This is a genomic window from Nocardia sp. NPDC058497 (assembly GCF_042720195.1).
Classification (GTDB): domain Bacteria; phylum Actinomycetota; class Actinomycetes; order Mycobacteriales; family Mycobacteriaceae; genus Nocardia.
In genome coordinates this window covers 1-11,407 of the sequence record NZ_JBHXMY010000155.1, presented here as the reverse complement: position 1 = coordinate 11,407, position 11,407 = coordinate 1, and the positions used below count along the sequence as shown (strand labels likewise).

Below are 11,407 nucleotides of genomic sequence, written 5' to 3'. Positions count from 1 at the left end.
CGGGCGGACCGCCCGTTCACGGTGTGCGCAGATCGCGCAATCCACTCTTTACGTGGTGTCTGTCACTGTGCTGCCGAGATGCCGCGTAGACTGCGCTGTTGGTCGATTCGCTCGACCAGGTTCGCAAGCCATATCCCATAAGGAGCACATTCGTGGACGAGGCCCTCGCCAGAGCAGGCATCTTCCAAGGCGTCGAGCCCACCGCGGTGGCCGCGCTCGCCAAGCAGCTGCAGCCCGTAGATTTTCCGCGCGGCCACGTCATCTTCAACGAGGGCGAACCCGGCGATCGGCTGTACATCATCACGACGGGCAAGGTGAAGATCGGTCGTCGCTCACCCGACGGCCGGGAAAACCTGCTGACCATCATGGGTCCGTCCGACATGTTCGGTGAACTGTCGATCTTCGACCCGGGCCCCCGTACCTCGACCGCGACCACGGTCACCGAGGTCCGCGCCGTCACGATGGACCGCGACGCACTCAAGTCGTGGATCGATCAGCGCCCCGAGATCGCTGAGCAGCTGCTGCGCGTGCTGGCACGACGCCTTCGCCGCACCAACAACAACCTCGCCGACCTCATCTTCACCGACGTGCCCGGCCGCGTCGCCAAGGCGCTGCTGCAGCTCGCACAGCGCTTCGGCACCCAGGAAGCGGGCGCGCTGCGCGTGACCCACGACCTGACCCAGGAAGAGATCGCCCAGCTGGTCGGCGCTTCCCGGGAAACCGTCAACAAGGCGCTGGCCGACTTCGCCCATCGCGGGTGGCTGCGCCTCGAGGGCAAGAGCGTGCTGATCTCGGATTCCGAGCGCCTGGCACGTCGCGCTCGCTGATCGAGTAGTTCGTCGACGTCTCGGCACGCCGGGACCACCGGTGCGGGTCCGGAGGAGAGGGCCTCGTCCGCACCACCGTGGTTCCGGCGTGCCGTCGTTGTTTTCCGCGGGTCCACCGCGCGCCTGGAGCCGACGTGCTGATCGATGCACGTCGGCTCGAGGACCGGGCTCAGGACTCGCGTTCTGCCCGTAGATATTCCAGCTGTGCCTTCACCGAGCTGCGCGCGGCGGGCCACAGGCGTTTGTCCACATCGGCGTACACCTTGCGGACAACCTCGAAAGCGCCAGCGTCGCGACCCAATTCGGCCAGGGCAGCCCGGATCTGATCGAGCCGTTCGCGGCGGTGGTTCAGGTAGTACCGCACCACCGGCGCCGCGTCGGCATGGTCGGGACCGTGCGCGGGCAGCAGTGCCTTGCCCGCGCCGCGCTCGAGCAGCAGCTCCAGCGAGGACAGGAAGTCGGCCAGCGCGCCCGCGGTCGACGCGAGCACGGTCGTGCCCTCGCCGAGCACCGTGTCACCGGTGACGATCGCGTCGTCGAGCAGGAAACTCACCGAGTCGCCGGTGTGGCCGGGGGTGGCGAGCACGGTGATCCGCAGGCCCGCCGCCTCGATGACCTCGCCGGCGACCAGCGCGGTCACCTCGCCGCGCAGATACTTCGGATCCACCGACCGCACCGGCGTCCCGGTGGCTTTCACCAGGTGATCGATGCCGCCGGTGTGGTCGGGGTGGTGATGGGTGATCAGGGTCAGCGCGATCCGGCCGCCGGTCGCCTCGACGATGGCGGCGGTGTGCTTCTTGTCCTTCGGCCCCGGGTCGACGACCACGTACGCGTCGCTACCGGGTCCGCGCAGCAGCCAGGTGTTGGTGCCGTCGAGCGTCATCTGTGACGGATTGTCGGCGAGCAGCACCGACGCCGTCGGCGTGACCGCCCTGACCTGGCCGTACGCGGGATGTTCCAGTGCCATGACGGCTGCCTATCCGACCTCGACGATCAATTCCACCTCGACGGGCGTGTTCTTCGGCAGTTCCGAGACGCCCACCGCGGAGCGCGCGTGCACGCCTGCCTCGCCGAACACCTCGCCCAGGAATTCCGACGCGCCGTTGATCACGATCGGCTGATCGGTGAATCCCGGTGCGGAGTTGACGAATCCGACGACCTTGACGATCCGCACCACCTGGTCGAGCCCGACCAGATCGTGCACGGCGGCCAGCGCGTTCAGCGCGCACAGCCGCGCGGCCTCCTTGGCCTGCTCCACATCGACCTCGGCACCGACCTTGCCGATCGCCGACAGCTCACCGTCGACGAAGGGCAGCTGGCCGGAGGTGTACACCAGCGAACCGGTGCGCACGGCCGGGATGTAGGCCGCGACGGGGGCGGCGACCGGCGGCAGGGTGACCCCGAGCCGATCGAGCGCGTCCTTCCACGCGGTGGCCACGGCTACTTCTGCCGCTTCAGGTAGGCGACGTGCTGTTCGCCGGTCGGTCCGGGCAGCACCGTGACCAGCTCCCAGCCGTCGGCGCCCCACTGATCGAGGATCTGCTTGGTCGCGTGCGTCAACAGCGGCACGGTCGCGTACTCCCACAGGGTGATGTCACTCATGGTGTGAGTTTAGGGCTCACCCCGAACGCCGCCGAGAAACGGGTTATAGGCTCGGCGACGTGGGAGCACCAACAGCAGAGCCGGTTTCGTCGGTTCCCGGACCGTCGACCGGATGGCCACAGCGCGCGGCCAAAGCCCGCTTGCACTACGTGACCGGCAAGGGAGGCACCGGCAAGTCGACCGTTTCGGCCGCACTCGCCCTCGCGCTCGCCGCGGGTGGACGCAAGGTGCTGCTGGTCGAAGTGGAGAGCAGGCAGTCCATCGCGCAGCTGTTCGACCGGCCGCCGCTGCCACCGACCGAGACCCAGATCGCCAGCGCCGACGGCGGCGGTGAGGTGTTCGCGCTCGCGCTCGACATCGAGCACGCGTTCCTCGAATACCTCGACATGTTCTACAACCTCGGCTTCGCGGGGCGGGCCATGCGCCGGATGGGCGCCATCGAGTTCGTCACCACCATCGCGCCCGGCCTGCGCGATGTGATCCTCACCGGCAAGATCAAGGAGTGCGCGGTGCGCGTCGGCAAGGACGGCAGGCCCGCCTACGACGACATCGTCGTCGACGCGCCGCCGACCGGCCGGATCGCCAGTTTCCTCGACGTCACCCAGGCCATGGCCGAGATCGCCAAGGGCGGCCCGATCGCCTCGCAGGCCGAGGGCGTGTCCAAGCTGCTGCATTCCGATCAGACGATGATCCACCTGGTGACGCTGCTCGAGGCGCTGCCGGTGCAGGAGACCGCCGACGCGGTCGCCGAACTCACCGCCAACGATCTGCGGATCGGCACGGTGATCGTCAACCGGGCGGCCAAGGCACAGCTCGACGCCGCCGAACGCGACCTGGCCGTGCGCGGCGACCTCGACACCACCGACATCGCGGCGAGCCTGGCGAAGGCCGGGATCACCCTGCCCGACGAGGATTTCGCCGGTCTGCTCACCGAGACCGTCGACCACGCCGTCATGCTGACCGCGCAGGACGAGAGCGCGGCGGAACTGGCGCAGGTCGACGTTCCCCAGCTGCACCTGCCCGCTCTCGGCGACGGCATGGACCTGGGCGGACTCTACGAACTGGCCGAACAGCTATCCGCGCAGGGAGTGCGATGAGCGAGCAAGTGACCACCCCGCTGGATGTCTCCGAGATCATCGCCGATCCGACGGCGAGGGTGATCGTCTGCTGCGGTTCCGGCGGCGTCGGCAAGACCACCACCGCGGCCGCGATCGCGCTGCGGGCCGCCGAGGCGGGCCGCAAGGTCGTGGTGCTGACCATCGATCCGGCGCGCAGGCTGGCCCAGTCGCTGGGCGTGGCCGACCTGGACAACACGCCGCAGCGGGTCGAGCTGGGTGCAGAGGTGCCGGGCCAGCTGCACGCGATGATGCTGAACATGCGCCGCACCTTCGACGACATGGTGCTCGAGCACACCAGTGTGGAGAAGGCGGAGCAGATCTTCGCCAACCCGATCTATCAGACGGTGGCCTCGTCCTTCGGCGGCACGCAGGAGTACATGGCGATGGAGAAGCTCGGTCAGCTGGCCGGGCACAAGGAGTGGGACCTGATCGTGGTCGACACTCCGCCCTCGCGCAACGCGCTGGACTTCCTGGACGCGCCCAAGCGGCTCGGCACCTTCCTCAACGGCAAGATGATCCGGCTGATCATGGCGCCGGGCCGCGGGGTCGGCCGGTTCGTCACCGGCGCGATGAGCCTGGCGATGCGTGGGGTGTCGACCATCGTCGGCGGGCAGATGCTCAAGGACGCCTCGACGTTCCTGCAGTCGCTGGAGTCGCTGTTCGGCGGTTTCCAGGAGCGGGCCGAGCGGACCTTCGCGATGCTGTCGAAGCCGGGCACCCACTTCCTGGTGGTCGCCGCGCCCGAACCCGACGCGCTGCGCGAGGCGTCGTTCTTCGTCGACCGGCTCTCCACCGAGCGGATGCCGCTGGCCGGTCTCGTGCTGAACCGGACGCATCCCGCGTTGTCGGGGCTGTCCGGCGATCACGCGCTGACCGCCGCCGATCAGCTCGCTGATTCGGACCCGCTGACCGCGTCGGTGCTGCGCATCCACGCCGAGCGGGTGGCGACGGCGAAGCGGGAGCAGCGGTTGCTGCATCGCTTCACCGGCGCCCATCCGCGGGTTCCGATCGTTTCGGTCACCGCGTTGCCGTTCGAGGTCTCCGACTTGGACGCTTTGCGCGCGGTCGGCGACCAGCTGGCGGGCAAGCCCGCCTCCGCCTGAGTCAGACGGTTCAGCTATTGATTACATTCTCGTAACACCCGTCAACGGCGCCGATTCCGCAAACCCAGCGGTCTCGGCGCCGTTTGTGATAACGGTCCGGTCTCGCCTGCTAGATGGCCACCTGATGCTGTCGCTGCGCCTGGAAGAAGTCGGCCCACGACGTCACATCGGGATGCTGCTTGAGCAGCGCACGCCGCTGCCGCTCGGTCATCCCGCCCCACACTCCGAACTCGACCCGGTTGTCCAGCGCATCGGCGCCACACTGCATCAACACCGGGCAATGACGGCAGATCGTTGCCGCCTTGCGCTGCGCCGCACCACGGACGAACAGCTGATCAGGGTCCACTTCCTTGCATCGCGCCTGGGCAACCCAAGCGATCCTTGCCTCGGCCTGCTCTACATCCAGTCGAGCGATGGGGGTTGTGATGTGCATTTGATGTGCCCCTTTGCAGTCCGAACACCGTTGTGCGGCGCTCCAGAATCGCGAGCGCGGATCACAGCAACCCAACTACCGCTGCGGTCCGCACCACATTCCACTTTGAGTGTTAGCTCTATCACACTGGGTTCTCAATCTAGGTAAAGGTATGGCGCTTGCGCAAGACCAGCCCCCGATTTTTTGGTACGGCCGTCCATTCAAATCGGTCTCCGACCGGGTAGTCCTGCTGTTCACCGGCGTGGCCGGGCGCGACACGCCGATGTGATCATTTTGTTGACACGCCCGAGCAAGCCGCCCGGCACCGGCCGGACATTCCCCGTCGAGCAGCACAACCGTGAACCCCGCCACCCCACCCCTTACTCTGGGCAGGTGCCGATCACTCAAACGCTCGCGAGGCTGGCCGGCAGCTGCGCGCTGGCCTCCGTGCTAGTCGCCGGGCTGTTGTTCCCCTTGGCCGGTGGATTCGGGTTCATCTCCAACCGAGCCGCCGATGCCGTCGACAACGTCTCAGCCGAACTGGTGGAGGGCACGGTCCCGGCCGTCTCGACCATGGTCGACGCGAGCGGCGCGCCCATCGCCTGGCTATACGAGCAACGCCGCTTCGAGGTGCCGAGCGATCGCATCTCCAACAACATGAAGCTGGCGATCGTGTCCATCGAGGACAAGCGCTTCGCCGACCACAAGGGCGTCGACTGGCAGGGCACACTGCGCGCGTTCCTGACCAACACCTCCTCCGGCGAGGTCCAGCAGGGCGCCTCGACGCTCGACCAGCAGTACGTGAAGAACTTCAACCTGCTCGTCGTCGCGAAGACCGACGCCGAACGCCGCGCCGCGATCGAGACCACCCCCGCGCGCAAGCTGCGCGAGATCAGGATGGCGCTCACGCTCGACCGCGAGCTGAGCAAGGACGAGATCCTCACCCGCTACCTGAATCTGGTGCCCTTCGGCAACGGTTCCTACGGCATCCAGGACGCGGCGCAGACCTACTTCGGCGTCGACGCCGCCGAGCTGACCATGACCCAGTCGGCGATGCTGGCCGGCATGGTGCAGTCCAGCTCCAAGCTGAACCCCTACACCAACCTCCAGGGCGTCACCGATCGCCGCAACACCGTGCTCGACACCCTGATCCAGAACATCCCGCACCGCGCCGAGGAATTCCGCAAGGCCAAGTCCGAACCGCTCGGCGTGCTGCCCGAGCCGAAGGGCCTGCCGCGCGGCTGCATCGCCGCCAACGACAGGGGCTTCTACTGCGATTACGCGCTGCAGTACCTGGCCGAGTCGGGCATCAGCCGCGAGCAGGTCGACAAGGGCGGCTACCTGATCAAGACCACCCTCGATCCCGTGCTGCAGGACTCGGTGAAGCGCTCGGTGAACGAGCAGGCCGACCCCAACCTCGACAACATCGCCGAGGTCATGTCGGTGATCGCACCCGGTCAGGATTCGCACCACGTCCTCGCGATGGCGTCGAGCCGCACATACGGCCTCAACCGCGACGCCAACGAGACGCTGCTCGGCCAGCCTTACTCGATGGCCGGTGACGGTGCGGGCTCGATCTTCAAGCTGTTCACCACCGCCGCCGCGATGGAGAAGGGCCTCGGTATCGCCGCCCAGGTGGACGTACCGGGCACCTACGCGGCCAGGGGCATGGGCTACTCGAACTCGCCGGGCTGCCCGGCCGACTCGTGGTGCGTGAAGAACGCGGGCGCCTACCCGGGGTCGATGTCGGTCACCGACGCGCTGGCGACTTCGCCGAACACCACCTTCGTCAAGATGATCCAGGACGTCGGCGTCGAGGCCGCGGTGGACATGGCGGTGCGGCTCGGCATGCGCGCCTACACCAAGCCGGGCACCTCCGGCCACGGCAACACGAGCCTGGCCGACCACATCAAGAACAACAACATGGGTTCGTTCACCCTCGGCCCGTTCGCGATCAACCCGCTCGAGCTGTCGAATGTCGCCGCGACGCTCGCCTCCGGTGGCAAGTGGTGCCCGCCGTCGCCGATCCAGGAGGTCGTCGACCGGCAGGGCAAGACCGTCCCGCTCACCCAGCAGGCGTGTGAACAGGTGGTCGATCCCGGTCTCGCCAACACCCTGGCGAACGCGATGAGCAAGGACGACATCAGCGGTACCGCGGCGAGCGCCGCACGAGCCGCCGGCTGGGCGGCGCCGATGTCCGGCAAGACGGGGACCACCGAAAGCCACCGCTCCTCGGCGTTCGTCGGCTTCACCAACTCGCTGGCATCCGCGGTCTATGTCTACGGCGACAGCCCGACGCCCGGCGAGATCTGCTCGTTCCCGTTGCGTAACTGTGGAGCCAGCAACGCCGCCGGCCTGTTCGGCGGTAACGAACCGGCCCGCACCTGGTTCAATGCCATCAAGCCGATACTCGACCGGTACCCGCCGCCGGCCCTGCCGCCGGTGGACGACAAGTACGTCCGCGGCGCGAACAACTCCCAGGTCCCCGATGTAGCGGGCAAGTCGCAGGGCGAGGCCACCTCGATCCTGTCCGGCGCCGGGTTCCAGGTGTCCGCGGTGACCAGTCCCGGCTCGCAGGCCAAGGGCACCGTGATGGGCAGCTCGCCGAACGGCTCGGCTGTCCCCGGCTCGGTCGTCACGATCTACATCAGCGACGGCTCGGTGCGGGTGCCGGCGCCGGTCACAGCGCCGCCGGCCTCCGCACCCGCGCCGGTGATCCCCGGCCTCCCGCAGATCCCGCGTCTGCCACCGATCCCGATCCCGGTGCCGCGGTAGTAGCGAAACAGGGCCGCCGTCCACTTCGGACGGCGGCCCTGTTCGTTGTCGCGCGGGTCTACAGGCGCGCTTTGACCGCCGCCGACAGCCGCGAACCGTCGGCCTTGCCCTCGGCGAGGGCGGTGGCCGCCTTCATGACCTGACCCATCTGCTTCATCCCCGGCCGCTCACCGATCTCCTCGGCCACCTGCGCGATCGCGGTGTCGGCGACCTGGGCCACCTCGGCCTCGGTCAGCTGGGTCGGCAGGTACTGATCGATGATCTCTTCCTCGGCGCGCTCGTTCGCGGCCAGTTCGCCACGCCCGTTCTGCTCGTAGATCACGGCCGACTCGTTGCGCTTCTTGGCTTCCTTCTGCAAGACGGCGACGACCTCGGCATCGGAGAGTTCCTTCGCCTGCGCTCCGGCGACCTCGGCGTTCTGGATCGCGGCGAGCAGCATCCGCAGGGTCGACAGGCGCAGAGTGTCCTTGGCTTTCAGTGCGGCGGTCATATCCGCGCGCAGTTGCGATTTCAGTTCCGACATGCGCCTCACGCTAGCTGTTCGGCCTCCTCCAGTCCCATCACATTTTCATCGCGGATGAAATTCCGACCGTTTGTGCGGAAACACACGCGCCGTTCCGGGAGGGGGTCGCCTATGCTGGGCAAATGCCCGTTATCTCGACGTCCGCTGTCCGCCGAACCGCGTTGGGAGCCGCCGGGGCCGCCGTCGCCGGCATCGGATACGCCACGCTGATCGAACGGAACGCGTTCGTCCTGCGCGAAGCGACCATGCCTGTTCTCGCGCCCGGCTCGCCGACCTTGCGCATTCTGCACGTCAGCGACCTGCACATGATGCCGGGCCAGCAGCTCAAACAGCAGTGGCTGCGCGAACTCGACCGGCTCGAACCCGACCTGGTCGTGAATACCGGCGACAATCTTTCCCACCCCAAGGCCGTGCCCGCCGTTGTGCAATCCCTCGGTGCGCTGCTGGCCCGTCCCGGCCTGTTCGTGTTCGGTTCCAACGACTATTTCGCGCCGGTGCCGAAGAATCCGCTGAAGTATTTCAAGAAGGATCATCGCCGCGTTTACGGTGACCCGCTGCCCTGGCAGGATCTGCGCGCGGCGTTCACCGAACGCGGCTGGCTCGACCTGACCCACACCCGTCGCGACCTGGAAGTGGCGGGCATCCGCATCGCCAGCGCCGGCGTCGACGACCCGCATCTGCAGCGCGATCGCTACGACACCGTCGCCGGTGCGCCGAACCAGCTCGCGCAGCTGAGCATCGGTGTCACCCACTCGCCGGAGCCTCGGGTGCTCGACCGGTTCGCCGAGGACGGCTACGACCTGGTGCTGGCAGGGCACACGCACGGTGGACAGCTGGTCGTCCCCGGTTACGGCGCGCTCGTGACCAACTGCGGCATCGACAAGTCCCGGGTCAAGGGCGCCTCCCAGTGGGGCGAGCACACCCAGCTGCACGTCTCGGCGGGCATCGGCACCTCACCGTGGGCGCCCTACCGATTCTGCTGCCGCCCGGAGGCCACGCTGCTGACGCTGGTCGGCGCCCCGCCGAAGCGGCCGTCGGCCGATACCGGCCATGGCGTGTCGGCATCGGAGGCCGTCGCCCGCTAGGGTCTGCCCCGAACGACTCTTGTCAGTAGGGGAATGACCGTGAGCAGTGGATCCGACGACAGGCGCAACGACCCGACCGTATTCGGTGGGTCCGGTGCGCCGCACCAGCCCGACGCGCAATGGCAGCGTCCCGACGCGGTGAACCCGCCGCCGGGCGCGCCCGCGCCGGGGGATCCCGCCGCGGGACAGCCGAATCCGGGCGCACCCGACCCGACCGCGGTGTGGACGCCCGGCAGCACCGGTCTCCCGCCGACCCTGCGCTGGGACGGTTCGGGGCCGCTGCCGGGTCTGCCCGATCCGACGCCGTGGACACCGGCGGGTCCGCAGCAGTGGGACGCGGGCAGTCCTCCTGCCGGCCAGCCGGGTGCCCAGCAGCCGGGTCAAGCCGATGCCACGCAGCTGCGCAATCCCACTGAGCCCCCGCCCTGGCCCGGCGCGAATCCTCCTGCCGGACAATTCGGTTCGCCTCAGCCGTGGCAGCCCGGCCAGGCCGACGCGACCCAGCTGCGCAACCCCGCCGCGCCCTGGCCTGATCCAAGTGCCCCCACCGCGCAGCCCGGGCAGGCTGATGCGACGCAGCTGCACAATCCCCCAGCACCGTGGCATGGCGCGAATCCTTCAGCCGCGCAGCCCGGTTCGCCACAACCGTGGCAGCCCGGCCAGGCCGATGCCACTCAGTTGGGTGCCCCGAACGCGCAGTGGCCGGGTTCGAATCCCCCTGCCGGTCAGCAGGTTCCGGGCCAGCAGTGGGGTGCGCCGCCTGCCGTCTCCGCCGGCCAGCCGCAATGGAGTGCGGGTCAGGTACCCAACCAGCAGCCGTGGAATCCCGCTGTGGGGCAGCCGAATCCAGCTCAGCAGTGGGGGCAGTCCGATCCGACGGTGCTCGGTGGGGCGGCCTGGCAGCAGCCGCAGCAGCAGTACGGCGAGATTCCGCCGCTCGAACAGTTCGGCAACCAGCACTATGGTCAGCAGCCCTATGGTCAGCCGATGCCGCCTGGCCCGAAATCCGGTGGTAAGGCGGCGATCTGGACGGCCGCGGGTCTCGCCGCGGTCCTGCTGGTCGGTGGTGGCATCACCGCGGTCGCGCTGACCCGCGGCGACGACTCCCCGACCACCACCGCGGGCGGGGGCACCACCCCGTCGATGGTCAGCGCCCTCACCACCACCGGCGCACCGCCCTCGTCGAGCAAGCCCAAGCCCAGTTCCACCACACCGGCACCGACGGGCGCCGCGTCCGACCGCAAGCCGCTCATCGAGGGCTACCAGGTGGTCGCCTCCCCCGACCGCGGCGCCGCCTACGACGTGCCGCCGAGCGGGAAGGTCGCCACCGAGACCACCATCGGCGGCGTCGGCGAACCGCCCGGTGACTCCGTCATCGGCAAGGGCTACGCCACCGACGGCCGCGACTACTGCCCCGGCTCCACCCGCACCATGTCGCTGCTCACCGGCTCCAAGCAGGCCGACCACGCCGCGGCGGGCGCCGAGCTCGGCACCAAGGCCGCTCCCCTGGCCTACAAGGGCTCCACCGGCACCCCCGGCCCCGCCCAGCCGCTGAAGTCGATCGACGGCAAGACCGAGGGCATGTTCACCGAAACCACCGGCACCGTCCCCAACCCCAAGCCCGGCTGCGCCCCCACCTTCTCCATCTACACCTACGCGTTCAAAGGCGCCAAGGACGGCAGCTTCGTCATGGTCATGATCGCCGACACCGGTGTCGCCGACGCCATCGATCCCGCCACCGCCAAGCGCATCTTCAGCTCCATCCGCGCCCTGAACTAGCCCCCTGACCAGCCGGTTTAACAATACACATCACCTCGTTGTAAGCTACTTCAGGTTCGCCTCACGGGGTGTGGCGCAGCTTGGTAGCGCGCTTCGTTCGGGACGAAGAGGTCGCAGGTTCAAATCCTGTCACCCCGACGTGTTGGTTGAGACACAGAAGAGCCCCTGATCAGTTCACTGGTC

Annotated in this window: 11 protein-coding genes and 1 tRNA gene; 7 read left to right on the top strand and 5 right to left on the bottom strand. The window is 68.4% G+C overall.

Annotated features, from left to right (window positions below):
- Positions 1 to 152 precede the first annotated feature (152 nt).
- The gene (locus ACFWPJ_RS13335) at positions 153 to 827 is read left to right on the top strand and encodes a Crp/Fnr family transcriptional regulator (protein ID WP_040703546.1); all 675 of its coding nucleotides are present in this window, start codon (positions 153 to 155) and stop codon (positions 825 to 827) included.
- A gap of 169 nt (positions 828 to 996) precedes the next feature.
- Here ACFWPJ_RS13335 and ACFWPJ_RS13330 read toward each other — a convergent pair whose 3' ends face one another.
- From ACFWPJ_RS13330 to ACFWPJ_RS13320, 3 genes are read right to left on the bottom strand one after another with little or no spacing between them, the layout of a single operon-like run.
- Positions 997 to 1,794, bottom strand: a complete 798-nt coding sequence (locus ACFWPJ_RS13330; RefSeq protein WP_378850603.1) for an MBL fold metallo-hydrolase — start codon at positions 1,792 to 1,794, stop codon at positions 997 to 999.
- Between the two features lie 9 nt (positions 1,795 to 1,803).
- Complete coding sequence (locus ACFWPJ_RS13325; RefSeq protein ID WP_378850601.1) at positions 1,804 to 2,265, bottom strand: RidA family protein; 462 nt, start codon at positions 2,263 to 2,265, stop codon at positions 1,804 to 1,806.
- Positions 2,266 to 2,267: 2 nt separating this feature from the next.
- A complete protein-coding gene (locus tag ACFWPJ_RS13320; protein WP_378850599.1) occupies positions 2,268 to 2,429 on the bottom strand; it encodes a hypothetical protein in 162 nt (53 codons plus the stop codon).
- Between the two features lie 59 nt (positions 2,430 to 2,488).
- Between ACFWPJ_RS13320 and ACFWPJ_RS13315 the strand changes: the two genes are divergently transcribed.
- Together ACFWPJ_RS13315 and ACFWPJ_RS13310 are read left to right on the top strand one after the other, a co-directional pair.
- Positions 2,489 to 3,526, top strand: coding sequence for an ArsA family ATPase (locus tag ACFWPJ_RS13315; RefSeq protein ID WP_378850596.1), 1,038 nt, complete (start codon positions 2,489 to 2,491; stop codon positions 3,524 to 3,526).
- Positions 3,523 to 4,650, top strand: coding sequence for an ArsA family ATPase (locus ACFWPJ_RS13310; protein WP_378850594.1), 1,128 nt, complete (start codon positions 3,523 to 3,525; stop codon positions 4,648 to 4,650). The genes ACFWPJ_RS13315 and ACFWPJ_RS13310 overlap by 4 nt, the downstream gene beginning before the upstream one ends.
- A 109-nt stretch (positions 4,651 to 4,759) precedes the next feature.
- Here the strand turns inward: ACFWPJ_RS13310 and ACFWPJ_RS13305 are convergent, their stop codons facing one another.
- Positions 4,760 to 5,083: a WhiB family transcriptional regulator gene (locus ACFWPJ_RS13305; protein WP_019044565.1), complete on the bottom strand. Its 324-nt coding sequence runs from the start codon at positions 5,081 to 5,083 to the stop codon at positions 4,760 to 4,762.
- A gap of 372 nt (positions 5,084 to 5,455) precedes the next feature.
- On the opposite strand from ACFWPJ_RS13305, the gene ACFWPJ_RS13300 reads away from it, so the two are divergent.
- Positions 5,456 to 7,837, top strand: a complete 2,382-nt coding sequence (locus tag ACFWPJ_RS13300) for a penicillin-binding protein (RefSeq protein WP_378850592.1) — start codon at positions 5,456 to 5,458, stop codon at positions 7,835 to 7,837.
- A gap of 58 nt (positions 7,838 to 7,895) precedes the next feature.
- On the opposite strand, the gene ACFWPJ_RS13295 is transcribed toward ACFWPJ_RS13300, so the two are convergent.
- On the bottom strand, positions 7,896 to 8,360 hold the full coding sequence (locus tag ACFWPJ_RS13295; RefSeq protein ID WP_378850589.1) for a GatB/YqeY domain-containing protein: 465 nt from the start codon (positions 8,358 to 8,360) through the stop codon (positions 7,896 to 7,898).
- Between the two features lie 122 nt (positions 8,361 to 8,482).
- Here ACFWPJ_RS13295 and ACFWPJ_RS13290 point away from each other — a divergent pair, with 122 nt between their 5' ends.
- The 3 genes from ACFWPJ_RS13290 to ACFWPJ_RS13280 all read left to right on the top strand — a co-directional run bounded on the left by ACFWPJ_RS13290 (position 8,483) and on the right by ACFWPJ_RS13280 (position 11,362).
- The gene (locus ACFWPJ_RS13290) at positions 8,483 to 9,445 is read left to right on the top strand and encodes a metallophosphoesterase (RefSeq protein ID WP_189032423.1); all 963 of its coding nucleotides are present in this window, start codon (positions 8,483 to 8,485) and stop codon (positions 9,443 to 9,445) included.
- A 39-nt stretch (positions 9,446 to 9,484) separates the two neighbouring features.
- Positions 9,485 to 11,224 carry a hypothetical protein gene (locus tag ACFWPJ_RS13285; protein ID WP_378850586.1) on the top strand — a complete coding sequence of 580 codons (1,740 nt, stop codon included), beginning with the start codon at positions 9,485 to 9,487 and terminating at the stop codon, positions 11,222 to 11,224.
- A 64-nt stretch (positions 11,225 to 11,288) separates the two neighbouring features.
- Positions 11,289 to 11,362 (top strand) — tRNA-Pro (locus tag ACFWPJ_RS13280).
- The last annotated feature ends 45 nt before the right edge of the window (positions 11,363 to 11,407 follow it).